The sequence below is a fragment of the Arthrobacter globiformis genome (genome assembly GCF_030818015.1).
In the GTDB taxonomy this organism is placed as follows: domain Bacteria; phylum Actinomycetota; class Actinomycetes; order Actinomycetales; family Micrococcaceae; genus Arthrobacter; species Arthrobacter globiformis_C.
This window is the reverse complement of record NZ_JAUSZX010000001.1, coordinates 1,523,317-1,549,797: the sequence shown is the minus strand read 5'-3', so window position 1 is coordinate 1,549,797 and position 26,481 is coordinate 1,523,317. Positions and strand designations below refer to the sequence as shown.

Here is a 26,481-nt window from a genome sequence, read left to right as displayed (position 1 = left end):
TACTAGGCCTTGAAACGCGGGAAGGCGCTGCGGCCGGCGTAGCGTGCGGCGTCGTCGAGTTCCTCTTCGATGCGCAGCAGCTGGTTGTACTTCGCAACGCGCTCGGAGCGGGCCGGGGCACCGGTCTTGATCTGTCCGGCGTTGGTGGCAACGGCGATGTCGGCGATCGTGGTGTCTTCGGTCTCGCCGGAGCGGTGCGAGGTGATGGTGGTGTAACCGGAGCGCTGGGCCAGGGAAACGGCGTCCAGGGTTTCGGTCAGGGAGCCGATCTGGTTGACCTTGACCAGCAGGGAGTTGGCCGTGGCGGCGTCGATGCCCTGCTGCAGGCGCTCGGGGTTGGTGACGAACAGGTCGTCGCCCACCAGCTGGACCTTGTCACCGATGGTGTCGGTGAGGATCTTCCAGCCTTCCCAGTCGTTCTCGTCCAGCGGGTCCTCGATGGAAACCAGCGGGTAGTCGGCAACGAGTTCGGCGTAGTACGCGCTCATCTCGGCGGCGCTCAGGGCCTTGCCCTCGAACTGGTAGGCACCGTCCTTGAAGAACTCGGAGGAGGCGACGTCCAGGGCCAGGGCGATGTCGGTGCCCGGGGTGTAGCCGGCGTTCTGGATGGCTTCCTGGATCAGGTCCAGGGCAGCGCGGTTGGACGGCAGGTTCGGGGCGAAGCCGCCCTCGTCGCCGAGGCCGGTGGAGAGGCCCTTCTGCTGCAGCACGGACTTGAGGTTGTGGTAAACCTCAACGCCCCAGCGCAGGCCCTCAGAGAAGGTCTCGGCGCCGATCGGGGCGATCATGAATTCCTGGATGTCGACGTCGGAATCCGCGTGCGAGCCGCCGTTGAGGATGTTCATCAGCGGAACGGGCAGGACGTGGGCGTTCGGGCCGCCCAGGTACTTGTACAGCGGCAGGTCAGCGGAGGCTGCTGCGGCGTTGGCAACGGCCAGGGAGACGCCCAGGATGGCGTTGGCGCCGAGCTTGCCCTTGTTGGCGGTGCCGTCCAGGTCGATCATGGCCTGGTCGATGCTGCGCTGGTCGGTGGCGTCGAAGCCGGTCAGGGCCGGTGCGATCTGGTCGATGACGGCGTCAACGGCCTTCTGGACACCCTTGCCGAGGTAGCGGCCCTTGTCGCCGTCGCGCAGTTCAACGGCTTCGTGCTCGCCGGTGGACGCACCGGACGGAACGGCAGCGCGGCCGATCTGGCCGTCGGAGAGGAGAACTTCAACTTCGACGGTGGGGTTGCCACGGGAATCGAGGATCTCGCGGGCGTGGATGGCATCGATAAGCGCCATGGATGTGCTCCTTGTGGGCGATTTACTGGGGACTTTAGGGGAAAAATCTCGACGTCCTCGTCAGGGACTAGCGTAGTCGAGAGTGGTGCACGTTACGGAAACCTATCCAGAACCCGGACGTCATGATCCGGGCGCGGATGTTTCCGGGTGGCGGTTCTGGTATTGCCGGACGGCCCCGCGGAGGGCGCGTTCGGCGTCGAACCCCCTGCTCCGGGCTGAACGGACGACGGCGAGCAGCAGCTCGCCGAGTTCGGCTTCGGTTTCTATTGTTTCGGCGAGCTCAACCAACGGGGTTCGTTCAGCTACCGGGGCTTGCAGCCCGGCCCGCTCGGCCCGGTCCAGGGTTTTCTGCGCCTGCGCCAGTGCGGGCAGAGCCACCGGAATGCCCTCGAAGGGCGTGCTGCGCTGCGGGCTTTCGGCCTTTTTCACGGCATCCCACTTGAGCACGATCTCCTCCACCGTGGCAGGAAAGGAGTCCTGGAGGGATCCGTCCGGACGGAACACGTGAGGGTTGCGGCGGATCATCTTCCCGGTGAGGCCGCGCGCGACGTCGCCGAAGCCGAACACGCCTCGTTCCTCGGCGAGCCGGGCGTGCAGCACCACCTGGAGCAGCACGTCGCCCAGCTCGCCCTTCAGTTCAGCCTCGTCCGCACCGGTCTCGATGGTCTCGGCCACTTCATAGGCCTCCTCCAGCAGGTACTCCACGAGCGACTCGTGGGTGAGGGCGCCCATCCAGGGGCAGTGCTCGCGGAGGGCGGCAATCACCCTCAGCAACTCCCCCATTTCAGGAGCGGGTTCAGCAGGCTGGACGGTATCAGCCAAGGTCGCCGTAGGCATCGTTGATGTACTCCACGAGGGCTTCCTTTTCCTCCAGGGGCAGGAAGGACGCCTCGGCGGCGTTGAGCGTGAGCTCCAGCAGGTCGTCGAGGTCGTAGTCGAAGGTTTCCACCAGCAGCTCGAACTCGTCGGTGAGCGTCACGCGGCTCATGAGCCGGTTGTCGGTGTTGATTGTCACGTTGAAGCCCAGCTGGTACAGCATGTCCAGCGGGTGGCTTTCGATGCCCTCACCGAAACCGGCAATGGCGCCGGTCTGCAGGTTCGAGGACGGGCAGATTTCCAGGGCGATGCCGCGGTCACGGATCCAGCTGGACAGGTTGCCCAGGGTGACCAGGCCGATGTTGTCGCTATCCTCGTCGTCGGCGTCGTCCTCGTCGAACTCCACCATGATGTCCTCGGCGATGCGGACACCGTGGCCCAGGCGCAGGGCCCGGCCGTCAACCAGCGCGGACTGGATGCTGTCCAGTCCGGCGGCTTCACCGGCGTGCACGGTGGCGGGGAAGTTGTTCTCGGCCAGGTAGGTGAAGGCGTCCCGGAAGCGCGAGGGCAGGAAGCCGTCTTCGGCGCCGGCAATGTCGAACCCCACGGCGCCCTTGTCGCGGTGCCGAACGGCGAGTTCGGCAATTTCCTGGCCGCGGTCAGCGTGGCGCATGGCCGTGATCAGCTGGCCCACCTGAATCTCGCGGCCGGTCTCGGCCACGGCGTCCACGCCGGCTTCGAGGCCCTCCTGGACTGCCTCGACAACCTCGTCGAGCGTCAGCCCCTTCTGGAGGTGCTGCTCTGGTGCCCAGCGCACTTCGCCGTACACCACGCCGTCGTCCGCCAAATCCTCCACGAACTCCTTGGCGACGCGGAACAGGCCTTCCTTGGTCTGCATGACGGCCACCGTGTGGTCGAACGTTTCCAGGTAGCGGACCAGCGAGCCGGAGTCGGCGGATTCGCGGAACCATTCGCCCAGCGCGGTCGGGTCGGTGGACGGGAGGGTGTGCCCCACCGCGTCCGCCAGCTCGATGATGGTGGCGGGGCGCAGGCCGCCGTCGAGGTGGTCGTGAAGGGATACCTTGGGCAGGCTCTTCAGGTCGAAGTCAAGGGCAGGGGCGGCGTCAACGATTGGCTCAGTCACGTACCAACTCTAGGGTTGGACCGGCGGCATTGCCAACGCGCCCGCTGCACGGTGACGGGCGGCCCGAAAAGCCGCTCAGCCGCGCTGCTAAGCCACGCGGCTGGTCTGCTCCCGGCCGCCTTCCGGGACGCTGCCCTCTTCCGGCGCGGGGCTCCCTCCCGGCGCCGCGGCGGCATCGTTGCGGCCGAGCCGCTTGTGCCACCAGCGCAGGGCGTGGTCAATGACGATGCCCAGCAGGATGGCGAACACGACGGCGATCCCGGCGCCCAGCAGCGGGTTGTGGTGCAGCCACGGGAAGGAGCTGGCGACGAGGCCTATGCCTATCGAATAGCCCACCCAGGTGAAGCAGGCGAAGGCATCCAGCAGGAAGAACCTGCGGTGCGGGTATCCGGTGGTGCCGGCGACGTAGTTCACCGCCACGCGCCCCCACGGGATGTAGCGCGCCGTGAAGATCAGCACGGCGCCGCGCTTCTCAAGTTCGTACCGCGCCCAGCCGAACACCTTCTGCACCCTGGCCCGGCGCATCCATTTCCAGCGCTCCAGGCCGATCTTCCGGCCCAGCATGTAGGCCATGTTGTCACCGGCCATGGCGCCGGTCAGGGCAGTCAGGCCAAGGATCCAGAGATTGGGTTCGCCGCTGTGCCGGGAGAAGGCCGCCAGCGCCACGATGAGCGTCTCGCTGGGGACCACCATCGCGAACCCGTCAACAAAGAAAAACATGAGCAACACGGGATAAATCCACCACTGACCCGCTGCATGGAGCACGGCCTCATTAATAAACTCCACGCGGGTGTTGCTCCTAGGGACTATAACAGGACGGGAAGTGACCCAAATCGCTCTTTAGTGTCGCATGGCCGGAGGATAGTCCGCTATCCCTTGATTGGAAAGTCAACCTTCTTCGAGCGGATCCTGGACGCGGTTCCGGAGCCGGTTGATGCCGAGGTCCACCAGGATGCCCAGCACAATGGCGCAAACAATGGCGATCGCGGCCCCCAGCAGGTGGTTTTCCTCGAACCACTGGCCAAAGAACAGCCCGATGGCCACGGAGTACGAGGCCCAGAGCGTGGCTGAAAGCACAGTCAGCCCGATGAAGCGGGGATGGGAATAATGCGTGGCTCCTGCGGTCAGGTTGACTGCCACCCTGCCGATGGGGACGAACCGCGCCACGAGGATCAGCGACGCCGGCCGCTTGCGCAGCTCCCGTCCGGCCCACCGGAACGCGCGCTGCATCCGCGGCCCCCGCATCCACGCCCAGCGCTGCGTGCCCACGCCCCGGCCGATGAGATACGCGGCGTTGTCGCCGGTGAACGCGCCCAGTCCTGCTACGGCCGCGAGCAGCCACGGATTCGGAACGTCCGCCGTCGCGGCGACGGCGGCCAGACCCACCACCACCGATTCGCTGGGAATGGGCGGGAAGAAGCCGTCGATCACGCAACAGGCGAGGACTATGAACAGGACCCAGGGCTGGCCGGCGGCAGCCAGGATGAAGTCATTGATGGCCTGCACGGTCAGGCGATGCGGTCGATGATGAGCTGCTGGGAAGGCCTGGAACCTTCCGGCGCGATGGTGACGGCGTGGTCGAGCGCTTCCCTGGCCCGGGCAAACTTCTCCGGCGTGTCCGTCAGCAGTGTCATCAGCGGTTCGCCGGCACGCACAGCTGCGCCGGGCTTGGCGTGCAGGCGGACGCCCGCAGCTGCCTGCACCGCGTCTTCCTTTCGCGCCCGGCCGGCGCCGAGCCGCCAGGCCGCCACACCCACGGCGAACGCGTCGAGCTCCACAAGAACACCGTCGGCCGGCGCGTAAATGGTTTCCGTTTCCCTGGCCACCGGCAGCTTGGCCCGGGGGTCGCCGCCCTGCGCCGCGATCATCCGGTTCCAGACGTCCATGGCCCTGCCGTCCTTGAGCGCGGCGGCGGGATCGGCGTCGGAAACACCGGCACACCGCAGCATCTCCTCCGCGAGTCTCACCGTCAGCTCGACCACATCGGCCGGGCCGCCGCCCGCAAGGACCTCAACGGATTCCTCCACCTCGATGGCGTTGCCCGCGGTGAGTCCAAGCGGAGTGCCCATGTTGGTCAGCAGGGCCACGGTTTCCACTCCGGCGTCCTTGCCGAGGGCCACCATGGTCTCAGCCAGTTCGCGCGCGCCGGCCTCGTCCTTCATGAACGCCCCGCTGCCCACCTTGACATCCAGCACCAGCGAGCCCGTGCCCTCGGCGATCTTCTTGCTCATGATCGACGAGGCAAGCAGCGGGATGGACTCGACGGTGCCCGTGACGTCGCGGAGCGCGTAGAGCTTCCTGTCCGCCGGAGCGAGCCCCGCACCGGCGGCGCAGATCACCGCGCCCACCTCCTGGAGCTGGGCCAGCATTTCATCGTTGCTCAGGGATGCGCGCCAGCCCGGAATGGACTCGAGTTTGTCCAGCGTGCCGCCGGTGTAGCCCAGCCCGCGCCCGGACAGCTGCGGCACTGCCACTCCGAATACCGCGACGAGGGGCGCCAGCGGGAGGGTGATCTTGTCCCCCACGCCGCCCGTGGAGTGCTTGTCAGTGGTGACCTTCACGCCGCCGTCGGGCCGCCGGAGGCCGGAGAAGTCCATCCGCTCCCCCGAGGCGATCATCGCCGCGGTCCACTGCGAGATCTCGGCACGGTCCATGCCGTTGAGCAGGATGGCCATGTTCAGGGCGGCCATCTGCTCCTCCGCGATGACGCCGCGGGTGTACGCGTCGATGGTCCAGCTGATCTGCTCGGGGCTCAGCGCGCCCTTGTCACGCTTGGTCCGGATGATCTCGACGGCGTCGAACGCCTCGTTCTTCTGGGTCACCGGGTTCCCTCCAGGTGTTCGGGGCCAAATGCGTCGGGCAGCACCTGGTCCATGGTTTTGATCCCCTGCGTGGTCATCAACTCCATGCCGGGTGCCCGGAACTCGTGCAGCAGCTGCCGGCAGCGTCCGCAGGGCATGAGCACGTTGCCGGCGGCGTCGACGCAGTAGAAGGCGCGCAGCAGGCCGCCGCCGGTCATCTGCAGGTTCCCCACGAGGACGCACTCGGCGCACAGCGTCAGGCCATAGCTGGCGTTCTCCACGTTGCAGCCGGTCACCATCCGGCCGTCCGCCGTGAAGGCCGCGGCCCCCACCGGAAAGTTCGAGTAGGGCGCGTAGGCGGACTTCATGGCGTCGAGCGCGGCGGCTTCCAGGGCCGTCCAGTCGATGATGGCGCCCGCTTCGTTGGCGTCGTTCTGCACGGCCGTCACCCCTTGGCGTACGGGATGCCGCTGGCCGGCACCCGGGTGCACCGAAGCGCACTCATGAGCCCACTTTAGTGTCCTGCTCCATGTCCGGGTAGCACGCCCAGCGCGAACGGACACTTGCGGCCCCTCGAGCAGGGGCTTAAGTGTCTGTTCGCGCTGGGTGTTGAAGACTGTTGGACCGGCTAGAGCCTGACGAGCATCTTCCCGGTGTTCCCGCCGTCGAGCATGTCCATGAAGGCCTGCGGAGCGTTCTCCAGGCCGTCGACAACCGTCTCGTCGTACCGGACGGTCCCGTCGGCGAGCCAGCCGGCCATCCGCCCGGCAAACTCTGCGGCATGCTGCCGCTGGCCGCCCACCAGGAACCCGCGCAGCGTGAGCTGCTTGCCGATCGCCACGGCCAGGTTGCGCGGCGCGGCCGGCGGTTCCGTCGAGTTGTACTGTGCGATGGCGCCGCACATGGCCACGCGGCCGCCCACGTTCAGGACGGACAGCGCCGCCTCGAGATGGTCACCGCCGACGTTGTCGAAGTACAGGTCTATGCCGTTGCTGCCCGCAGCGGCCTTCAGCTGGTCCAGGACCGGGGCGTCGCGGTAGTTGAACGCCGCGTCGAAGCCCAGGTCCAGCAGCCGGGCAACTTTCTCCGGTGTGCCCGCGCTGCCAATCACCTTTGAGGCCCCCATCGCCTTGGCGATCTGCCCCACGAGCGAGCCAACGGCGCCGGCGGCACCCGAGACGAAAACGGCGTCCCCGGGCTTGAACTCCGCGACCTTCAGCAGGCCGGCGTACGCGGTGAGTCCGGTCATGCCGAGCGCACCCAGGAAGGCAGAGGCCGGGGCGAGGTTTGTGTCCGCGGTGGTGGTCCGCTCCGCGTCCACCACCGCGTGCTCCCGCCAGCCGAGTTGATGTACGACGACGTCCCCCACCTTGCGCTTATCTGACCGGGACGCGATCACCTCACCCACCGCACCGCCGTCGAGCGCTTCGTCCAGCGCGAACGGCGCTGAATAGGATTTGGCGTCGTTCATGCGGCCGCGCATGTAGGGGTCCACCGAGATGAACAGGTTCCGGACGAGGACCTGGCCGTCGTTGAGGGCCGGGACTGCTGTCTCGGCGAGCCTGAAGTTTTCCGGGAGGGGCCGTCCCGATGGGCGCGACGCCAGTTGGATCTCGCGGGTGGTCACCGGCAATGCCGTTGCTGCTCCGGCGCTCACGCTGCGAACTCCACGAGCGTTAGTGCGACGTCCATGTTGCCGCGCGTCACGTTGGAGTACGGGCAGATGCTGTGCGCCTTGGCCATGAGCGTCTCTGCGGTGTCTCGGTCCAGTGCTGGGAGGGCGACTTCCAGCTCCGCGGCCAGGCCGTAGCCCTCGCGGTCCTCGAGGGCGCCGAAGTGGATCTTGGCTGCGACAGCGGAGTCAGTGAGGTCTGCCCTGGCCTGCCGGCCCACCACGCGGAGGGCGGAGTGGAAGCAGGCCGCAAAGCCGGCAGCGAACAGCTGCTCCGGGTTGGTGCCCTGGCCGCTGCCGCCCAGCTCCACCGGGCTGGCGAGGTTGACGTCAAGTTTGCCGTCCTTGGTTCGCGCGGAACCGTCGCGGCCTTCGCCGGACGCGAGGGCCTCGGCTGTGTAGAGAGTCTTCAATTTGTTTCCTTCCGGGTGGGAGGTCTGGTGGTTTCTGTCTGCTGGTTAGAGCGAATCGTGCAGGGCTGCTGTGAGCTTGCCGAGGGTTTCGCGCAGCTGGTCAAGTTCGCCGGGGCTCAGGCCCGCTGCGGCGGCGAGGCGCTGGGGCACGCCGGAGGCCTTGCTGCTGAGGTCCTTGCCGGCGTCGGTCAGGTGCACGGCGACGCGGCGCTCGTCCTCCGCCGAGCGCCGCCGCTCCACGAGGCCCAGCGCCTCGAGACGCTTGAGGAGCGGTGAGAGTGTTCCGGAGTCGAGACCGAGCTCCTCCCCCAGTTCCCGCACGCCGCGCGGCTCGTTCTCCCAAAGCACGAGCATGACGAGGTACTGCGGGTAAGTCAGGCCGAGCTCCTCCAGGAGCGGGCGGTAGACGGCTGTGGCAGCCCGCGAAGCGGAGTAGAGGGCAAAGCACACCTGGCGGTCAAGACGGGGAGCATCGGGCATACCCACAACGGTAGCGTGCAATTAAATTGTGCACAACTTACTGGCGCAAAGGAAAGCGCGAACGGACACTTGCGGCCCTTAGAGCAGGGGCTTAAGTGTGCGTTCGCGCTGGAACCGGGGGCTTAGTGTCCGTTCGTGCTGGCAGGTGTTGCGGGGCCTAGAGGTCGCGGATGGTGCGGAGTGCTGCGGCGGTGAGGACCTGGATGCCGAAGCCAAGGGCCCGCTCGTCCAGAATGTAGTCGCCGCGGTGCAGGTCGTACTCCTCGCCGCCGGGAGTCTTGGTGCCGAGGCGCATCATGGCCCCCGGCAGCTCGGCCAGGAACCAGGCGAAGTCTTCCCCGCCCATGGACTGCGGCGTCAGCACCACTGCGCCTTCGCCGATCTCAGCGCGTGCAGCCGCCTCGATCAGCGCCGTCTCATGCTCGGAGTTGACCACCGGAGGAACGCCCCGGGTGTGCTCCAGCCGCACGTCAACGCCGTACGGCGCGGCCACCTGGTGCACCACTTCATCCAGCAGTTCGCCAGCGCTGTGCCAGGCATCGCGGTCCAGGCAACGCATGGTTCCGGCCATGTACCCGGTGCCGGGGATCGCGTTGGGCGCCGAACCCGCGGAGATGTGCCCCCACACCACTGAGACGCCGCTGCGGACATCCACCCGGCGGGAGAGGACGGCCGGCACGTTCACGGCAATCTGCGCGAGCGCGAAAACAAGGTCCTCGGTCAGGTGCGGGCGCGAGGTGTGCCCGCCGCGGCCGGACAGTTCGATCCGAATGGTGTCCGACGCCGAGGTGATGGCGCCGATGCGCGTGCCGATCTTGCCCACTTCTATGCGCGGGTCGCAGTGCAGCGCCAGGATGCGGGGCACGCCTTCCAGGACGCCCTGCTCGATGCAGGAGTGCGCCCCGCCGGGCATGGTTTCCTCGGCAGGCTGGAAGATGATGCGCACGGATCCGCCCAGCGGGGACTCCTGGTGCATGCGGTGCAGCACGAGGGCGATGCCCAGCATGGTGGTGGTGTGCACGTCGTGGCCGCAGGCGTGCGTGACGCCGTGGTTCTTCGAGGCGAACGGCAGTCCCGTTTCCTCGATGATCGGCAGGGCGTCGATGTCACCGCGCAGCGCCGTGGCGATCGGGCCTTCGCCGATGTCCACGGTAAGGCCGGTGCCCTCGAGCCGGCGGGGCTCGAGGCCGGCCGCCTCGAGCCGCTCCGCCAGCTTGTCCGTCGTCCGGAATTCCCTGAAGGACAGTTCGGGGTGCGCATGCAGGTCACGGCGAAAATCGATCAGTTCCGGCAGCAGGGGCTCGAGCCACGGCCCCACAAGTGCGGTCGGCTCAGTTTCAGTAGTGTAATTGCGCACACCTCAACTGTAGCGAGACCACAAAAATTAGCGGCATCGCCTTCTCCGCGTTACGTGTCCGCCGTCTCCGGTTTACGCATTACTGGGTATAACCGGAGGGCGGCGTGCTACTAGCCGTCGCGCTAGAGGACGTCGGTGTCGCCGCTGGCCTTCAGGGCGTCCACCGCCTGCTTCACCCGCTGCGAGTGCTGCTTGGTGGTAACCAGCAGCGCATCCGGGGTATCCACGATGACGACGTCCTTGATGCCGATCAGCGCGATGACACGCTTAGTGTCCGAGACCACCACGCCGCTGGCGTTTTCGGTGAAGACGCGGGCGCCCTCACCGAGGACTGTCACCTCGTCCACTTCCTTGGCGCTGTTCAGCCGGCCCACGGAGGCGAAGTCGCCGACGTCGTCCCAACGGAAGGAACCGGGCACGACGGCGACGTCCCCGGCCGCCGCTGCGGGCTCGGCGACCGCGTAGTCGATGGCGATCTTGGGCAGGGTGGGCCAGATACGCGCGGTGACTTCGTCACGCTGCGGGGTGTCCCACGCCTGGGCGATTTCCTGCAGGCCGTTAAACAGTTCGGGCTGGTTCGCTTCCAGGTGCTTGAGCATGAGGGAAACGGGCGCCACGAACATTCCGGCGTTCCAGACGTACTCCCCGCTGTCCACGTACTGCTGGGCCACGTCCTCGTCCGGCTTCTCCACGAACTCCACCACGGCCTGGGCGCTGGGCGCGCCCGGGATGTGCAGCGAGTTTCCGGACCGGATGTAGCCGAAGCCCGTGGACGGGTGCGTCGGCTTGATGCCGATGGTCACGATCTTGCCGGCCGCAGCGGTGTGGATGGCTTCCCGCACGGCATCCTGGAAGAGATCGTCGGGGCTGATGACCTGGTCCGCGGCGAAGGAGCCCATGATGACGTCCGGATCGCGCTGGTGCAGGATGGCTGCGGCCAGGCCGATCGCGGCACCGGAGTCCTTCGGTTCGCTCTCGAGCACGAGGTCGCCGTCCTGCACCTCGGGCAGCTGGCGGCAGACGGCCGTGCGGTGCGCCACACCGGTGACAACAAGGACGCGGTTGCCGGCCAACGGTTCGAGGCGGTCGTACGTGGCACGCAGAAGCGTGCTGCCCGACCCGGTGAGGTCATGAAGGAATTTGGGAGCTGCTGCACGTGACAGAGGCCAGAGGCGGGTCCCCACACCGCCCGCAGGAATCACAGCGATAAAACGGCTGAGAGGTGAATCCTGGCTTGTCACTTTGTCGTTACTCATCAGGCCCTACTTTAGCCGACGCACCTCAAGGCGGCCTTTCGCCGGTGGCCAGCATGCGGATACTGTGGCAACAGATGTGGTGTTCGTCTCAAAAAAGCCGAAAATCCGTACAGTACGTGGCGGGCAAGGACCGCCTGAATTGAATAAGCTGTGAGCGAAGCCTAGATTTAGGCCTGAGCTACGAGTGCTCTCGCAGTAGGCGTTCCCCCCGCGTGGATCCCACGCCAGCGCCGCTGTGTCGCAGGGAGGTTTATTCAGTGCCGACGAAACCAGCTGGCACCTTGTACCGCGGCCGTGAAGGCATGTGGTCTTGGGTTGGACACCGCATTACTGGTGTAGTGATCTTTTTCTTCTTGTTGGTCCATGTGCTGGACACCTCGCTGGTGAGGGTGTCGCCTGAGGCCTACACCGCCGTAATCGGTGCCTACAAGAACCCGCTGATGGCCCTGGGTGAAACGGGCCTCGTCGCAGCGATCGTGTTCCACGCCTTCAACGGCCTGCGGATCATCGCCGTCGATTTCTGGAAGAAGGGCGCCAAGTACCAGCGTCAGATGCTCTGGGTGGTGCTGGGCCTGTGGGTCGTCACCATGGTCGCCTTCGCCATCCGCCACCTGTCCCTCGCGCTCGGAGGTCACTAAGCCATGTCTGCTACTGAGATCCAGCCCCCGCGCAGCGGACAGATCGGCGGCAAGCCCGAGTCCGGCAAGATCGACCCGAAGTACCGCCGCAACGGCAGCTCGCGTGGCAATTTCGAAATGCTGGCCTGGCTGTTCATGCGTCTCTCCGGCGTGGTCCTGGTTGTGCTGATCTTCGGCCACCTCATCGTGAACCTCCTGGTGGGCGAGGGTATCCACGCCATCGACTTCGGCTTCGTTGCCGGCAAGTGGGCAGATCCGTTCTGGCAGTTCTGGGATCTGGCCATGCTGTGGCTCGCCATGCTGCACGGCACTAACGGCGTGCGAACCATCATCAACGACTACGCCGAGAAGGACTCCACCCGCTTCTGGCTCAAGATGGTCCTCTACGCAGCCTCCGCCGTCATCATCATCCTCGGCACCCTGGTGATCTTCACCTTCAACCCGTGCCCGGTAGTGGACGGCGTCCAGCTGCCCGGCGGCTTCTGCCCCGCGTAGCATCCCGTGGCGGCCCGCCATCCATTGGCGGGCCGCAATTTTGTGCGGAGACGGCTCAGACCGCCCGTTGTTTTATTGCGAATTTTGAGAGAAAGAGCGTCTGGTATGCAGGTCCATAAGTACGACGTCGTCATCGTCGGTGCCGGTGGCGCCGGGATGCGCGCCGCGATCGAATCCGGTCAGCGTGCGCGAACAGCAGTACTGACCAAGCTGTACCCCACCCGCTCCCACACGGGTGCGGCGCAGGGCGGCATGTGTGCAGCCCTGGCCAATGTCGAGGAAGACAACTGGGAATGGCACACCTTCGACACCATTAAGGGCGGCGACTACCTGGTTGACCAGGACGCCGCCGAGGTCATGGCCAAAGAGGCCATCGACGCGGTACTGGACCTCGAGAAGATGGGCCTGCCGTTCAACCGCACGCCCGAGGGCCGCATCGACCAGCGCCGCTTCGGCGGCCACACCCGTGACCACGGCAAGGCTCCGGTGCGCCGCGCGTGCTACGCCGCCGACCGCACGGGCCACATGATCCTCCAAACCCTGTACCAAAACTGCGTCAAGCACAACGTTGAGTTCTACAACGAGTACTACGTCCTGGACCTCCTGACCGTCGAGGAAGACGCCGTCCGCGAGGACGGCACGCCGTTCAAGCAGAAGCGCGTTGCCGGCGTCGTGTCCTACGACCTCGCCTCCGGCGAGCTGCACGTGTTCCAGGCCAAGTCCGTGGTGTTCGCCTCCGGCGGCGCCGGCAAAGTCTTCAAGACCACCTCCAATGCCCACACCCTGACCGGTGACGGCATGGGCATCGCGTTCCGCCGCGGCATCCCCCTGGAGGACATGGAGTTCTTCCAGTTCCACCCGACCGGCCTCGCAGGCCTGGGCATCCTCCTCTCCGAAGCTGCCCGCGGTGAAGGCGCCATCCTGCGTAACTCCGAGGGTGAACGCTTCATGGAGCGCTACGCCCCCACCATTAAGGACCTCGCCCCGCGTGACATCGTGGCCCGCTCCATGGCCAACGAGGTGCGTGAAGGACGCGGCTGCGGACCGAACAAGGACTACGTGCTCCTTGACCTGACGCACCTTGAGCCGGCCCACATCGACGCCAAGCTGCCGGACATCACCGAGTTCGCCCGCACCTACCTCGGCGTGGAGCCCTATACGGAGCCGGTTCCCGTCTTCCCGACGGCGCATTACGCTATGGGCGGCATCCCGACGAACATCACCACCGAGGTCCTGCAGGACAACGACACCGTGGTTCCGGGCCTCTACGCTGCCGGCGAGGTGGCCTGCGTTTCCGTGCACGGCTCCAACCGCCTGGGCACCAACTCCCTGCTGGACATCAACGTGTTCGGCAAGCGCGCCGGCATTGCGGCCGCAGAGTACGCCAAGACGGCTGACTTCGTGGAGCTGCCGGAGAACCCGGAAGCGTTCACCATCGAGCTGCTGGATGTGGCCCGCAACGCGAACGGCACCGAGAAGGTCTCCGCGATCCGCAAGGAACTGCAGGACACCATGGATGCCAACATGCAGGTGTTCCGCACCGCTGACACGCTCAACCAGGTCCTGAAGGACATCGAGTCCTTCGAGGAGCGGTACAAGCGCATTAACGTCCAGGACAAGGGCAAGCGCTTTAACCTGGATCTGCTGGAGGCCGTTGAGCTCGGCTTCCTGCTGGAACTGGCACGGGTCATGACGGTTGCTGCCCTGCACCGTGAGGAATCCCGCGGCGGCCACTTCCGCGAGGACTTCCCGGAACGTGACGACGAAAAATTCATGAAGCACTCCATGGCGTACAAAGAAGACCACGCACCGGCCGACGGTTCCGCGGAGGAGGCAATCGCCGGTGTGCGGCTTGCCACCAAGCCAGTTGTCTTTACGCGCTACGAGCCGATGGTGAGGAAGTACTAATATGTCCGCTGAACTTGCTGAGCCAGCCTCCAAGATCGAACTTCCCGCCGGTGTTGGCGGCGGCGGGGAAATCCCGACGTTCGACATCACCCTGCGCGTCCGCCGCTACGACCCCGAGGTTTCCGCCGAAGCCCGCTGGGACGACTTCAAGCTGACCATGTACGGCACAGACCGCGTGCTGGACGCCCTGCACAAGATCAAGTGGGAAGTGGACGGCAGCGTCTCCTTCCGCCGCTCCTGCGCCCACGGCGTCTGCGGTTCCGATGCCATGCGCATCAATGGCCGCAACCGCCTCGCCTGCAAGACGCTGCTGAAGGACCTGGACACGTCCAAGCCCATCACCGTTGAGCCCATCAAGGGCCTGCCGGTGGAGAAGGACCTGATCGTGGACATGGAGCCGTTCTTCCAGTCCTTCCGCGAGGTCATGCCGTTCCTCATCAACAAGGGCCACGAGCCCACAAAGGAACGCCTGCAGTCCGCCGAGGATCGTGAGCGCTTCGACGACACCACCAAGTGCATCCTGTGCGCCGCGTGCACGTCCTCCTGCCCGGTGTTCTGGACCGATGGCCAGTACTTCGGCCCGGCAGCGATCGTGAACGCCCACCGGTTCATCTTCGACTCCCGTGACGACGCCGGCGACATGCGCCTGGAGATCCTCAACGACAAGGAAGGCGTGTGGCGCTGCCGCACCACCTTCAACTGCTCCGAGGCATGCCCTCGCGGCATCCAGGTCACGCAGGCCATCGCAGAGGTCAAGCAGGCCATTCTGGCCCGCAAGATCTAAAGCCCGCTTATTTAGCGGACAAAGCACTACGACGGCGTCGCTCACCACGTACGGGAAACGTACGGTGAGCGGCGCCGTCGTCGTTTTCCCAACAAAGCCATTCGCATCATACGAAAGGGGACACCGTGTCCCGCTCCGAAAAAGTCTCGTTCGAAGGCACCACCGGTGAACTGCTGTCCGGCATCCTCGATGTGCCGGACGGCCCGGTGAAGGGCTGGGGCGTCTTTTCGCACGGCTTCACGCTGGGCAAGGACAGCCCCGCGGCGTCCCGGATGTGCAAGGCGCTGGCGGACAACGGGATCGGCATGCTGCGCTTCGACAACGTGGGCCTCGGCGGCTCCGCTGGGCAGTGGTCCGCAGGCTCCTTCAGTCACAAGGTGGCGGACACCGTCCGGGCGGCAGAGTACATGCGGGCCGAGGGCCGGGCCATCTCCCTGCTAGTGGGGCATTCCTTCGGGGGCGCCGCCGTGCTCGCGGCCGCGTCGGAAATCCCGGAACTCGATGCGGTCGCCACGGTCGGGGCGCCGTTCTCCCCTAAACATGTCGCCCACGTCTTCGATGCGGCGCTGGACAAGATCCTCAGCGAAGGCAGCGCCGAGGTGGACCTGGGCGGAAAGCGCGTAGAGATCCGCAGGCACTTCGTGGAGGACCTCGAGAACGCCGACCTCACGGACTGCATCCGGCGCCTGCATAAGCCCCTGATGGTCCTGCACTCCCCCACGGACAACACCGTGGGCATCGAGAACGCCAGCACGATATTCCAGACGGCCCGCCATCCGCGGAACTTCGTCTCGCTGGAGGGCAGCGACCACCTGCTGACCGGCAAGGGGCAGGCCGCGCGGGCCGCGAAGATTATCGCGGCGTGGGCCGACCAGTACCTCGACGCCGGACACTGACCGCCACGGGGCGCGGATGCTCGGCCGGCTGGTGCCGTTCCACCGGCGTCTTTCCCGGCTGTACCTGCCGTGACCCCCAGCCGGTGTTTTTGGTGGCCGGAGCGGCCTTCAGGTCCTCCTCGCGGATGGCTGACCATGACGCCGCCACGAGGTAGACCTGGCTGACCAGGTTGAACCAGATCAGCAGCCCGATGATGATGGCAAACGGCGCAAGGATGGGGTTGCGTCCGGCACCGGCGAGCAGTTCGGTGCTGAAGACCTGCAGGACTGTGGTGCCCACGCCGGCGAGGATGGTCCCTTCCAGCAGCGCCTGCCGGGACAGCTTCAGGCCGCCGGCCAGGCGGAACATGATGAGTGCGGTGATCCAGTTCAGGAGCAGCGGTACGGCGATCTTGATCAGCGCTGCCGTCGGCCCTGCCACTACGGGGTCCAGGCGGAGCTGCTCCATCGCCCAGCCCGCCGCGGTGCCGAACACGAGGGACGCGCCCGAGCTGATGACCAGGGCGCCCCCTAGAAGCAGCAGCGTACCGGCGTCGCGCAGTTTGAGGACCACCGGATTGAGCTTGCGCGGGCCCAGCATCATCACTCCCCGGAGCCCCTCGCGCAGGCCGGCGATCCAGCCCAGGGACGTAACGACGGTAACGACGGCGGCGATGACCGCCGTCCAGCCGAGCCCGTCGGGGTTCAGCAGGTCCTTCGGATCCACCAGGCCGTCACCGCCGTCGACCTTCAGCAAACCCGGCGCGGTTTCGGCCACGCTGGCGATGATCTGGTCCAGGAGCGCGGGCTGGCCGCGCAGGGCCAGCCCCGCAATGGAGAACCCAGTGGCCAGGAGGCCAGTGATGGAGAAGAACATGTTGAAGCCGGTGCCCGCACTCATCAGCGGTCCGTGCTGCCGGGTGTAGTGCTGCAGCACCCGAATGGGACGGACGGTGTTCAGCCGGGCCTGCAGAAACTGGACCAGGGCCATGAGCTGGGGGAAGGTCCCCTGGCCGGACCTCCGGGCTTTGCCCCACTCCACCCGCTTGCGGATGACCTCCAGCTTCAGCCGGGCTCGCTCAGTGGGGAGCGGTGGCTCCGTCGGCGTTTGTTGCTCGGAGGGAGTCCCGTTGGTCGTCTGGTTCGGTACCAAAGTCAAGCTCTTCCCGTAGCTGCCAAATACCGTCGGTGTCGTGCTCGTAGAGTCCCATGCTAACCACCGGGAAGGTCGCCCTGTAGTCTTTCAGCACCGTTTCCGCCTCATCGAGGCTCTCCGGTGCGACGTCGTGGGCAATGGTCACATGGGGATGGTAGGCAAAGGGCAGCTCACGTTCGAGCGGTCCGGTCTGGAGCTTTTCGTGGAGGTCGACACACTCCTGGAAGCCCTCCTCCACCCTGATGAAAACCACCGGGGAGACGGGCCGGAAGGACCCAGTTCCGCAGATGGTCACCATGAAGGGCGCCTGCGTCCGGGCCACCGCCCGCACGTGGTCCCGGGCCGCTTCCCAGTCATGCGTGGGGGTGGTGGTGACGAGGGTGATGTGCGCCGGGATGACGGTGGCCATGGGGTCTCCGAAGGATGCCCGCCACCGCTGCAGTTCCTCGGCGATTTCAGGCGGGAAGCCCAGAATGACCCCGAGGCTCATTCCGTTGCTGACTCCGCTGTTGGCGGGCATGGGGGCCGGCATCTCGCTAGCGGGCTCCGGCATATGGCAGGAATCCGGTCTTGGCATAGACGTCTGCGAGGGTGGCAGAGGCGATTGCGCGGGCCTTGTCGGCACCGTGGGCAAGCAGCCGGTCCAGCTCCGCCGGGTCGGCGAGGAGTTCGTTGGCGCGGTCGCGGATCGGGGTCAGCCGCTCGGTCACCACCTCGGCAAGGTCCACCTTGAGGTGGCCGTACATCTTGCCTTCGTAGGCGGCTACCAGTTGGTCGACGGTCTGCCCGGTGATGGCCGAGTAAATGGTCAGCAGGTTCGACACGCCGGGCTTCGTTTCCCGGTCGAACCGGATCTCAGTCTCCGCGTCGGTCACGGCGGACTTGATCCGTTTGGCGGTGACCTTGGGGTCATCGAGCAGGTTGATCAGGCCGTTGGGCGACTCCGCGGACTTGGACATCTTGGCGGTGGGAAGCTGCAGGTCGTAGATCTTCGCCGATTCCTTCTGGATAAAGGGCTCCGGAACGGTGAACGTCTCGCCGAACCGGGTGTTGAACCGGGCGGCGAGGTCGCGGCTGAGCTCCACGTGCTGGCGCTGGTCCTCACCGACCGGTACGCCGTGCGGCTGGTAGAGCAGAATGTCCGCGGCCTGCAGGATCGGGTAGGTGAAGAGACCGACGCTTGCATAGTCCGAGCCCTGCCGGAGCGCCTTGTCCTTGAACTGGGTCATGCGGGACGCTTCGCCGAAGCCCGTGATGCAGTTCAGGACCCAGGCCAGCTGGGCGTGTTCAGGCACCTGGGACTGGACGAACAGGGTGCACTTGTCCACGTCCACGCCGCCGGCGATGTACTGCGCCGCCGTGACCCGTGTCCGGCGCGCCAGTTCCGCGGGGTCCTGCGGGACCGTGATCGCGTGCAGGTCCGGGATGAAGAAGATGGCGTCGTACTCATCCTGCATCCGCACCCAGTTCACGAGGGCGCCGAGATAGTTGCCAAGGTGCAGGGAATCGGCGGAGGGCTGCATGCCGGACAGGATGCGGTGCCGGATCCCGGCAGCCGGCTGGGTGCCGTTTGCTGGTTCGGGCTGCGCAGCTGTGTCGGTCACGGTGGAAGTGGAGGTCATTCGTCGAAGCCTTAGGAACTAGAGCCGGTAGTCCACTACCAGCGGGGCATGGTCAGAGAAGCGGGTGTCCCACGAGGGCGCCCGGTCCACGACGGCCGAAACTGCTGCGGCCGCGAGGGCGGGGGTGGCCAGGTGGTAGTCAATGCGCCAGCCGGTGTCGTTGTCGAAGGCCTGGCCGCGCTGCGACCACCAGGTGTAGGGGCCATTGACGTTACCCGCCAGGCCCCTGTGAACATCCTTCCAGCCGATCTCCTCACCGAAGAAGCGGTCAAAGTAGGCGCGCTCCTCCGGCAGGAAGCCGGCACGCTTGACGTTGCCCTTCCAGTTCTTGATGTCCAGCTCGGTGTGGCCGACATTCAGGTCACCCGTGACCAGGGCGTGGTCGCTGTGCTTGGTGAGCTCGGGCAGGCGAGTGCTCATGACATCCAGGAAGCGGTATTTGTCCTCCTGCTTGGGAGTGCCCGCCTCGCCGGAGTGCACGTAGGCGCTCACGACGGTCAGCTGGGACGCATTGCCTTCGGCGTCGCGGACCCGGAAGTCAGCCTCCACCCAGCGGCCGGCAGTGGCAAAGTAGTCATCGCCGATGTGGTCGCGGGTGACGAGGGGCTCCTCGCGGGAGGCGATGGCGACGCCGGCACGGCCCTTGGCCTCGGCTTCGGCGTGCAGGATGTGCCACCCTTCGCCGATGAGCTGGCGCACGATGGCGTCAGGGGCCCGGACTTCCTGCAGGGTCAGGATGTCCACTTCGCGGGTCGCAAGCCATTCGCCCATGCCCTTTTTGTAGGCAGCCCGGAGGCCGTTGACGTTGACTGTTGCGATGCGAAGGTGGTCCTTCTTCAATGCCGAGCTCACCCGTTCCACTCTAGTCGATGATGGTTCCGGTCACGGGCTCGCCGGAGCCGCCGGACGACTTGATCATGTCACGGGCGTTGGTGGCGGTGATCTCAATGGTCTCGAGGGCGCGGCGGATGGTGTCCTGGTCCGCGGCTGCGCCCTTGGCCCGCTCCTGCTCCACCACGCGCACCTGCACCTGCACGATCTTGAAGGAGTGGTCCAGCTTCATGTCCCGGATCTCCTCCGCCTCGCCGCGTTCACGGACCAGGCGGGTTCCCCCGTGGTCGGCCGAGACGGTGGAAGGTGCGCGGCCGGTGGCGGCGTTGAACGCGTTGTGCGCCTCGTTGATCTTGGCTCCGGCCTTCTTGGCCGCCCGCTGGATGCTGAAGACCACGAAGGAGGCGAGCGCCAACCAGAACAATGCGATGACGGCAACAACCCAGCCGACGACGTCGTTCTGGTTGGCCGCGAAGATCACAGCCACCAGGAAGGCAGTGATCAGGACCAGCAGGCCCGGACCGCTGATGCGGAACATGGAGAATCCGCCCCGGCCCGGGGTGGATGAAGACTTGGAGCTGCCCAGAGATTGCATGAAGCTATTCTCTCAAATCCCCGGAGCGCCCCCGGACGCTTCCACCGGCGGCGAACACCTGCCTACTTCAGGAACAGGCTCCGCAGCCTGCCGGTGGTGAGCATGAGGCCCAGGACGATCATCACCAGGTAGTAGCCCACGTGGACGGCCGTGGCCGGGGTGAAGGAGGCAGCGCTGATCTGCCGCAGCAGCTCCACCCCGTGCCACAGCGGCATGGCCTGGATCAGCCACTGGATGTACTCCGGGTAGACGCTCAGCGGGTAGAAGGTGGCACTGAAGAGGAACATCGGCAGCATGATGAAGTTCACCCAGTCCATCTGCTGGAAAGTCTTCATGAAGCTCGTGATGCCCATGCCGAAGCTGGCAAACCCGAAGGCGATCAGCACCGAGGCCGGAATCATCAGCAGTGCCCACGGAGTGGTGATCAGGCCCATCAGCCCCATGACCGCCGTGAACCCGGTCGCGTACAGCAGGCCGCGCAGCAGCGCCAGGAAGATCTCGCCGATGGCCACGTCCAGGGGCCCGAGCGACGTGTACAGCATCCCCTGGTAGAGCCTGGCGAAGTTCATCTTGAAGAAGACGTTCCAGGTGGAGTCGTACACCGCCCCGTTCATGGCCGAAACCGCCAGGAGCGCCGGTGCGATGTACGCCGCGTAGCTGATCTCCTGGCCGCCGGGACCGGTGACGGAGCCCACCACGGCGCCCATCCCGACGCCCATCGAAATCAGGAACAGCACCGGCTCGAAGAACCCGGACAGCATGACCAGCCAGTTGCTGCTCTTGGTGGCCATCAGCCCGCGCCCGATCACCGCACGGGCGTTGCGGGAGTACAGCGGGCCGAAGCGCCGGTTCCGGACTTCCTCTGTGACGGCGTGGCCCTGGGTCAGGACTGTCACTGTCCCATCCTCCTGATGAATTGGCGCTTGGTGAGGACCCAGCCGAACCAGGCCAGAGCCAGCAGGAACACGACATGGATGATGGTCAGCACCGGGGATTCCTCGTAGCCGAACGTCATTACCCGTCCCAGCTCAGTGCCGTGCCAGATGGGCGAGATCCAGCCGATCCAGCGGACCAGCACGGGCAGCGTGTCCAGCGGGAAAAACGTGCCGGAGAACAGGAACAGCGGCATGACGATGAACCGCATCACCATGGCGAACTGGCCTTTGTCCTCCTTGATGGATGCCGCGTAGGCCATGAGCGGCAAGCCGAACGAGAGCCCGGCCAGGGTTGCCACCAGCACGGAGCCCCAGCCCCAGCCACTGGGTGATGCGCCGAACATGGCCACGATGATGAAGTAGATGACGGACTGCAGCAGGAACCGCAGTGTCACCGCGATGATTTGCCCGGCCGCGATCTGCTCGGAGGTCAGCGGGGAGGCGTGCGGACCGTAGTAGACCCGGCGCCATTTAAAGCCGTCCATCACCGGGAACGTGAATTCGTTGGCTGCGGTCATGACCGCGGCAGACACCAGCAACGCCGGGGCGATGAACGCGATGTAACTGACCCCGCCGAACGCCGAGACCGCGTTGGTGTCCACCAGCGTGGCCAGGCCGACGCCCATCGCGAACAGGTACGCCGCGGGCTGGCCGACGCTGTACAGGAAGATGGACCAGCCGTACCCCTTCATGACGCGCAGGACCTGCTCGGCGTAATAGAAGGCGCCCCAGCGACGCGCCTTGGCGGCCGACACCTCGGGAGGGTGGGCGCGCAAGGTGCGTCCCGCCGTCGGGCTTTCCGGTGAGTTGCCGACGGCGGTGGGCCCGGTGGCGCGCCCGCTGGCGTGCCCGGCAGTTGACGGCTCAGTCAATGAGGCTCCTGCCGGTGAGCCGGAGGAACACGTCCTCCAGCGAGGACCTGCGCACCAGCGATGTCAGCGGCCGCAGCCCGCGCGCGGAGACTTCCTCCAGCGCCGCCTCGCCGTCGTGGGTGTAGATCAGCACGCGGTCCGGGAGGGTTTCCAGGCGTTCGCCGATGCCCTCGAGCTCGGCACCGATGCTGGCGTTGCGCTCCGACCCGAACCTCAGCTCCAGGACCTCGCGGGTGGAGTAGTCCCTGATGAGCGCGGCCGGCGAGCCTTCCGCCATGATGCGGCCCTTGTCCACCACGATCAGCCGGTCGCAGAGCTGCTCGGCCTCATCCATGTAGTGCGTGGTGAGGATGAGCGTGACGCCCTGCTCCTTCAGCCGGAACAGCCGGTCCCAGAGGATGTGCCGCGCCTGCGGGTCGAGGCCCGTGGTGGGCTCGTCGAGCAGCAGGATGCGGGGCTCGTTGATGAGTGAACGCGCGATGGTGAGGCGGCGCTTCATGCCGCCGGACAGGGCGTCCACCTTGGACTTGGCCTTGTCCGTGAGCTGGGCGAATTCGAGCAGTTCGTCGGCCTTGGGTTTGAGGTAACTCATGGGCAGGCCGAAGTAGCGGCCATAGACCAGCAGGTTGTCCCGGACCTTGAGTTCCTCGTCCAGGTTGTCCTGCTGCGGCACCACGCCCAGGTGTGCGCGCACCTCGGGACCGTTCTGTTCGGGGTCCAGCCCCATGATGGTCAGGGTTCCGGAGGTCCGCTGGGACACCCCGCCGATCATTTTCATGGTGGTGGACTTCCCCGCGCCGTTGGGGCCGAGCAGCCCGAAGGACTCCCCCGCCGGAACGCTGAAGGAAATGCCGTCGACGGCGATGACGTCGCCGTAGGTCTTGGTCAGGTTCTCGGCGGTAATCACGTACCCCGGCGGGGCGGGCACGGCGTCAGGCCCTGTTTCGTTCTCGGGCCCTGTCTCGTTGGCGGGCACAGGCTTCTTGGACGTTCCTTCGGCGGAATGGAGTTCGGGCACCCCATTACGCTAGTACGCGGCGTGGGCCAAAGGAATAGCTAAATCTCAAAAAACCCGAACAGCAACGCGCGGTCAGGTATCGCCCAATTCCGAGGCAGTTGGGCGATATCTGACCCCACGTTGCGGTTGGCGTTACCTGCGGTTCCCCGGTGAGTCGCCGCGGAGGACCTCCAGGCGCTGGCGGTACTCGGTTTCGTCAATTTCGCCGCGTGCGTAACGCTCGCGCAGGACGCTTTCACCGCCGCGGGCGGTGGCCCACTCGTGGTTCCTGCGCCAGGTGCGCCGCGCGAAGAAGATGAACAGTCCGATCACCAGGATCCAGAACAGCGGGAACAGCAGGAACCATGGCGAGAATCCGCCGCCCCACGGGCCGTGGGCTACGGGATCGGCCAGCAGCTGCGCGGACTGGACCGCGAAAGTGGTGGCTAGGGATGCAGTCATGTCATGCTCCAAAATGTCGGTAAGGGCCGTCTTTCGGCTCTGCTTCGAGTCTGGCCGTCCGACGGCGGCGGGTCGTCCGACGTCGGGAGTCACCTTGGGTGCCCTGCGTACTCCGCCGGGAGTCCGGCCCCTGCTGCCTCAGCCGGCCCAGCCGGGCCGCACGAGCCCCGATTCGTAGGCCAACACCACCAGCTGGGCCCGGTCGCGGACCAGCAGCTTGCTCATGATGCGTGAGACATGGGTCTTGGCCGTGAGGGGCGTGATCACCAGCCGTTCCGCGATCTCGGCGTTGTTCAGGCCCTCGCCCACCAGCCGCAGCACCTCGCGCTCACGCTCGGTGATGTTCTCCAGCGACACCGGAGCCGCCGTCGCCCGGGACTGCAGCGCCAGCTGGGCCATGATGCGCCGGGTGACGGACGGCGAGAGCAGGGCGTCGCCGTCGTGGACCACGCGAACGGCGCGGAGCAGCTCCTCGGGTTCGGTGTCCTTCACCAGGAACCCTGCCGCCCCGGCCCGCACTGCCTCCGCGATGTATTCATCCAGTTCGAAGGTGGTGAGGATGATGATCCGCGTGCCGTTCAGGTTCTGGTCCGCCATGATTTTCCGGGTGGCCTCCAGCCCGTCCGTCTCGGGCATCCGGATGTCCATCAGCACCACATCCGGACGCTCCCGGGAAGCCAGGCGGACGGCGTCACGGCCAGTTCCGCACTCGGCCACCACCTCCATGTCCGGTTCGGCGTTCAGGAGGGCGCGGAAGCCGGCGCGGATGAGGGTCTGGTCGTCCGCGACCAGGATGCGGATCACTGTGCCTCCCGTTTCACTGTGCCTCCCGTTCCGGTCCCGGCAAGGGCCGGGACAGCGGCCCGGCCACCGGAATCACGGCCCGGACCCGCCAGCCCGGATGCAGCGGCGCCAGGTCCAACGGCACCATGTGCAATGAACCGCCGACGGCGGCTGCCCTCTCACGCATCCCCGTCACCCCGTTGCCTTCCGGCACCCCGGCGGCCCCGGCGCCGTCGTCGTCAATGGTCACGGTGAGCTGCTTTCCGGGGTTCCCCGCCGGCGTCGTGCCCTCCAGTGCCAGTACGACGGCGGCCTTCCGGGCGCCGGAATGCCGCACCACGTTGGTCAGGGCTTCCTGGACGATCCGGTACGCCGCTTCCTGGGCGGCGTCCGGAAGCTCCTGCACGGCCGCCGCCTCGGGCACGGTTAGGCTCACCTCGAGCCCGGCGCGGCGGGCGTCGTCGGCGAGCCCGGGAATCCTGTCCAGCCGGGGCGGCGGCGCCGGGCTCAGCGGAGCATCCTCGCGGAGCACGCCAAGGAGCTGGCGGACCTCGGCGAGGGAATCCTTGCTCGCCGCCTTGATGGCTTCGAGCGCGGGGCGGAACTGGGCAGGGTCCTTCTCACCCAGATGCAGCGCCACGGAGGCACGGACGTTGATCAGCGACAGGGAGTGGGCAACGACGTCGTGGATATCCCGGGCAAGGGCCAGCCGGTACTCGTCGCGGGCAGCCTGTTCGCGGGCCTCGTGCTGGCGGCGCCGTTCCGCCACCCGTTCGGTGCGCAGCCGCACGCCCTCCCCCATCAGCACAAGAATGGCCAGCCATGAGGTGCCGGCGAATGCCCGGACCAGGGCGAACTCGTCGCCGCCGACCGCCGCCGTGGCCACCAGGACGGCTGCACAGGCGCCGGCCACGGCCCAGGTCTGCCAGCGCTTCCCGGCCGCGGCGGAGAGCACGATCGCCAGCGCCAACGACAGGAATACCGGGCCCCATGCATAGCCGAGCGACAGGTACGCCGCGACGGAGGCCGCCGCGGCAGGAAGCATCACCAGCGGGGCGCGCCGACGCAGCGACAGGGCCGCCGGCCCTGCCAGCAGCAGGACGAACGCGAGGGCATCCAGCGGCCGGTGGTCAGGCTGCCGGGCGGAGGCGAAGACGGTGCCCACCACCTCGAAGACAGCCACGGCAACCACAATGGCTACTGTGGGCGGTCCCCGGAAACGGCGCTGCATATGTCCGAGCCTAGCCGGGAAGGACCCGCCCGTCGTCGGCTTAACGGCGTAGGGCGCCTACTCCTCCTGGAGTAGGCGCCCCACCGGCACCCTAACCTCGCAAGCTCGGTCAGGGAACCCTGCCGGCGTGGGCCCAGGCGTGGGCCCACGTCGTTGAAACCTAGGCCTGCTGATTAAGCGATCCCGGCCTGGCGTTCCGCGGTTTCCACCACGTTGGCTAGGAGCATGGCGCGGGTCATCGGACCCACGCCGCCCGGGTTCGGGGACAGCCAGGCGGCGACGTCGGCGGCGTCGGGGTGCACGTCACCGGTGACCACCGCCTTGCCGGTGCCGTCGTCAACACGGCTCACCCCGACGTCCAGCACAATGGCGCCCGGCTTCAGGTCCTCCGCCTTGACCAGGTGCGGCACGCCGGCCGCGGCGATCACGACGTCGGCCTGCCGGAGTTCGGCGGGCAGGTCGGCGGTGCCGGTATGCGCCAGAACGACGGTGGCGTTGACGTCCTTGCGGGTCAGCAGCAGGCCCACCGGGCGGCCGATGGTCACGCCGCGTCCCACCACGAGGACGCGCTTGCCCTTCAGGTCAATGCCATGGCGGCTAAGCAGTTCCACGCAGCCCTTGGGGGTACAGGGCAGCGGGGACTTCATGGGGCCGCTGATGTTGGCCACGAGGCGGCCCAGGTTCATCGGATGCAGGCCGTCGGCGTCCTTATCCGGATCCATGGCCTCCAGGATGACGTCCTGGTCGATGTGCTTGGGCAGCGGCAGTTGGACGATGTAGCCCGTGCACTCCGGGTTGTCGTTCAGCTCGCGGACCACGGCCAGGAGCTCCTCCTGGGTGGTTTCCTCGGGCAGGTCGCGGCGGATGGAGTTGATGCCCACCTCGGCGCAGTCCTTGTGCTTGCCGCCCACGTACCAGGTGCTGCCGGGGTCAGACCCCACCAGAATGGTGCCCAGTCCCGGAGTGACGCCCTTGGCCTTGAGTGCGGCCACGCGTTCGGTCAGCTCGGCCTTGATGGCGGCGGCGGTAGCCTTGCCGTCAAGGATCTGCGCGGTTTTTGCGGTTTCAGTCACGG

The 26,481-nt window shown here is 66.6% G+C and carries 29 protein-coding genes; 5 read left to right on the top strand and 24 right to left on the bottom strand.

Going from position 1 to position 26,481, the window contains the following annotated elements; translation table 11 throughout:
• Window positions 1–2: 2 nt before the first annotated feature.
• From eno to QFZ23_RS07130, 12 genes are all read right to left on the bottom strand, one after another.
• On the bottom strand, window positions 3–1,283 hold the full coding sequence (gene eno, locus QFZ23_RS07185) for a phosphopyruvate hydratase (RefSeq protein ID WP_236807650.1): 1,281 nt from the start codon (window positions 1,281–1,283) through the stop codon (window positions 3–5).
• A 120-nt stretch (window positions 1,284–1,403) separates the two neighbouring features.
• Complete coding sequence (locus tag QFZ23_RS07180; RefSeq protein WP_306921655.1) at window positions 1,404–2,066, bottom strand: MazG nucleotide pyrophosphohydrolase domain-containing protein; 663 nt, start codon at window positions 2,064–2,066, stop codon at window positions 1,404–1,406.
• A gap of 31 nt (window positions 2,067–2,097) precedes the next feature.
• On the bottom strand, window positions 2,098–3,243 hold the full coding sequence (locus QFZ23_RS07175) for an adenosine deaminase (protein WP_306921652.1): 1,146 nt from the start codon (window positions 3,241–3,243) through the stop codon (window positions 2,098–2,100).
• A gap of 87 nt (window positions 3,244–3,330) precedes the next feature.
• Window positions 3,331–4,029 carry a DedA family protein gene (locus QFZ23_RS07170; protein ID WP_306921650.1) on the bottom strand — a complete coding sequence of 233 codons (699 nt, stop codon included), beginning with the start codon at window positions 4,027–4,029 and terminating at the stop codon, window positions 3,331–3,333.
• A 102-nt stretch (window positions 4,030–4,131) separates the two neighbouring features.
• Window positions 4,132–4,749, bottom strand: coding sequence for a DedA family protein (locus QFZ23_RS07165; protein ID WP_306921648.1), 618 nt, complete (start codon window positions 4,747–4,749; stop codon window positions 4,132–4,134).
• 2 nt (window positions 4,750–4,751) lie between these two features.
• Window positions 4,752–6,065 carry a thymidine phosphorylase gene (locus tag QFZ23_RS07160; RefSeq protein WP_306921646.1) on the bottom strand — a complete coding sequence of 438 codons (1,314 nt, stop codon included), beginning with the start codon at window positions 6,063–6,065 and terminating at the stop codon, window positions 4,752–4,754.
• Complete coding sequence (locus tag QFZ23_RS07155; RefSeq protein ID WP_306926722.1) at window positions 6,062–6,493, bottom strand: cytidine deaminase; 432 nt, start codon at window positions 6,491–6,493, stop codon at window positions 6,062–6,064. Before QFZ23_RS07155 ends, QFZ23_RS07160 begins: the two co-directional genes overlap by 4 nt.
• Before the next feature lie 179 nt (window positions 6,494–6,672).
• Entirely contained in the window at window positions 6,673–7,701 is a 1,029-nt protein-coding gene (locus QFZ23_RS07150; RefSeq protein ID WP_306921644.1) for an NADP-dependent oxidoreductase, read from the bottom strand.
• The gene (locus tag QFZ23_RS07145) at window positions 7,698–8,129 is read right to left on the bottom strand and encodes an organic hydroperoxide resistance protein (protein WP_306921642.1); all 432 of its coding nucleotides are present in this window, start codon (window positions 8,127–8,129) and stop codon (window positions 7,698–7,700) included. Before QFZ23_RS07145 ends, QFZ23_RS07150 begins: the two co-directional genes overlap by 4 nt.
• A gap of 45 nt (window positions 8,130–8,174) precedes the next feature.
• On the bottom strand, window positions 8,175–8,609 hold the full coding sequence (locus QFZ23_RS07140) for a MarR family winged helix-turn-helix transcriptional regulator (protein ID WP_306921640.1): 435 nt from the start codon (window positions 8,607–8,609) through the stop codon (window positions 8,175–8,177).
• A 157-nt stretch (window positions 8,610–8,766) separates the two neighbouring features.
• Window positions 8,767–9,966, bottom strand: coding sequence for an amidohydrolase (locus QFZ23_RS07135; protein ID WP_306921638.1), 1,200 nt, complete (start codon window positions 9,964–9,966; stop codon window positions 8,767–8,769).
• 122 nt (window positions 9,967–10,088) lie between these two features.
• Window positions 10,089–11,222, bottom strand: coding sequence for a mannose-1-phosphate guanylyltransferase (locus QFZ23_RS07130; protein ID WP_306921636.1), 1,134 nt, complete (start codon window positions 11,220–11,222; stop codon window positions 10,089–10,091).
• A 257-nt stretch (window positions 11,223–11,479) separates the two neighbouring features.
• On the opposite strand from QFZ23_RS07130, the gene sdhC reads away from it, so the two are divergent.
• The 5 genes from sdhC (at window position 11,480) to QFZ23_RS07105 (ending at window position 15,943) form a co-directional block, all read left to right on the top strand.
• Window positions 11,480–11,860, top strand: a complete 381-nt coding sequence (gene sdhC, locus QFZ23_RS07125) for a succinate dehydrogenase, cytochrome b556 subunit (RefSeq protein WP_076798412.1) — start codon at window positions 11,480–11,482, stop codon at window positions 11,858–11,860.
• Between the two features lie 3 nt (window positions 11,861–11,863).
• The gene (locus tag QFZ23_RS07120) at window positions 11,864–12,355 is read left to right on the top strand and encodes a succinate dehydrogenase hydrophobic membrane anchor subunit (RefSeq protein WP_306921631.1); all 492 of its coding nucleotides are present in this window, start codon (window positions 11,864–11,866) and stop codon (window positions 12,353–12,355) included.
• A 105-nt stretch (window positions 12,356–12,460) separates the two neighbouring features.
• On the top strand, window positions 12,461–14,263 hold the full coding sequence (gene sdhA, locus QFZ23_RS07115) for a succinate dehydrogenase flavoprotein subunit (protein WP_306921629.1): 1,803 nt from the start codon (window positions 12,461–12,463) through the stop codon (window positions 14,261–14,263).
• A gap of 1 nt (window position 14,264) precedes the next feature.
• Window positions 14,265–15,047, top strand: coding sequence for a succinate dehydrogenase iron-sulfur subunit (locus QFZ23_RS07110; protein ID WP_306921628.1), 783 nt, complete (start codon window positions 14,265–14,267; stop codon window positions 15,045–15,047).
• Between the two features lie 125 nt (window positions 15,048–15,172).
• Window positions 15,173–15,943, top strand: a complete 771-nt coding sequence (locus tag QFZ23_RS07105) for an alpha/beta hydrolase family protein (protein ID WP_306921625.1) — start codon at window positions 15,173–15,175, stop codon at window positions 15,941–15,943.
• Here QFZ23_RS07105 and QFZ23_RS07100 read toward each other — a convergent pair.
• The 12 genes from QFZ23_RS07100 to QFZ23_RS07045 all read right to left on the bottom strand — a co-directional run bounded on the left by QFZ23_RS07100 (window position 15,900) and on the right by QFZ23_RS07045 (window position 26,479).
• The gene (locus QFZ23_RS07100; protein ID WP_306926721.1) at window positions 15,900–16,964 is read right to left on the bottom strand and encodes a YihY/virulence factor BrkB family protein; all 1,065 of its coding nucleotides are present in this window, start codon (window positions 16,962–16,964) and stop codon (window positions 15,900–15,902) included. The genes QFZ23_RS07105 and QFZ23_RS07100 overlap by 44 nt on opposite strands.
• Window positions 16,965–17,001: 37 nt before the next feature.
• On the bottom strand, window positions 17,002–17,598 hold the full coding sequence (locus QFZ23_RS07095; protein WP_306921623.1) for a 2'-5' RNA ligase family protein: 597 nt from the start codon (window positions 17,596–17,598) through the stop codon (window positions 17,002–17,004).
• A gap of 16 nt (window positions 17,599–17,614) precedes the next feature.
• Window positions 17,615–18,700, bottom strand: coding sequence for a tryptophan--tRNA ligase (trpS, locus tag QFZ23_RS07090; protein ID WP_306921621.1), 1,086 nt, complete (start codon window positions 18,698–18,700; stop codon window positions 17,615–17,617).
• A gap of 18 nt (window positions 18,701–18,718) precedes the next feature.
• Window positions 18,719–19,552 carry an exodeoxyribonuclease III gene (locus QFZ23_RS07085; protein ID WP_306921619.1) on the bottom strand — a complete coding sequence of 278 codons (834 nt, stop codon included), beginning with the start codon at window positions 19,550–19,552 and terminating at the stop codon, window positions 18,719–18,721.
• A gap of 10 nt (window positions 19,553–19,562) precedes the next feature.
• Window positions 19,563–20,126, bottom strand: coding sequence for a hypothetical protein (locus QFZ23_RS07080; RefSeq protein WP_003798109.1), 564 nt, complete (start codon window positions 20,124–20,126; stop codon window positions 19,563–19,565).
• 62 nt (window positions 20,127–20,188) lie between these two features.
• Window positions 20,189–21,022 carry an ABC transporter permease gene (locus tag QFZ23_RS07075; RefSeq protein ID WP_306921616.1) on the bottom strand — a complete coding sequence of 278 codons (834 nt, stop codon included), beginning with the start codon at window positions 21,020–21,022 and terminating at the stop codon, window positions 20,189–20,191.
• A complete protein-coding gene (locus QFZ23_RS07070; protein WP_306926720.1) occupies window positions 21,019–21,837 on the bottom strand; it encodes an ABC transporter permease in 819 nt (272 codons plus the stop codon). The genes QFZ23_RS07075 and QFZ23_RS07070 overlap by 4 nt, the downstream gene beginning before the upstream one ends.
• Before the next feature lie 88 nt (window positions 21,838–21,925).
• A complete protein-coding gene (locus tag QFZ23_RS07065) occupies window positions 21,926–22,861 on the bottom strand; it encodes an ABC transporter ATP-binding protein (protein WP_306926718.1) in 936 nt (311 codons plus the stop codon).
• Between the two features lie 222 nt (window positions 22,862–23,083).
• A complete protein-coding gene (locus QFZ23_RS07060) occupies window positions 23,084–23,392 on the bottom strand; it encodes an SHOCT domain-containing protein (RefSeq protein ID WP_306921614.1) in 309 nt (102 codons plus the stop codon).
• A gap of 138 nt (window positions 23,393–23,530) precedes the next feature.
• Window positions 23,531–24,196 (bottom strand): response regulator transcription factor, encoded by a 666-nt coding sequence (locus QFZ23_RS07055; RefSeq protein WP_306921612.1) that lies wholly within the window; start codon window positions 24,194–24,196, stop codon window positions 23,531–23,533.
• A 13-nt stretch (window positions 24,197–24,209) separates the two neighbouring features.
• Window positions 24,210–25,406 carry a sensor histidine kinase gene (locus tag QFZ23_RS07050; RefSeq protein WP_306921611.1) on the bottom strand — a complete coding sequence of 399 codons (1,197 nt, stop codon included), beginning with the start codon at window positions 25,404–25,406 and terminating at the stop codon, window positions 24,210–24,212.
• 173 nt (window positions 25,407–25,579) lie between these two features.
• The gene (locus tag QFZ23_RS07045) at window positions 25,580–26,479 is read right to left on the bottom strand and encodes a bifunctional methylenetetrahydrofolate dehydrogenase/methenyltetrahydrofolate cyclohydrolase (RefSeq protein WP_306921610.1); all 900 of its coding nucleotides are present in this window, start codon (window positions 26,477–26,479) and stop codon (window positions 25,580–25,582) included.
• Window positions 26,480–26,481 lie beyond the last annotated feature (2 nt).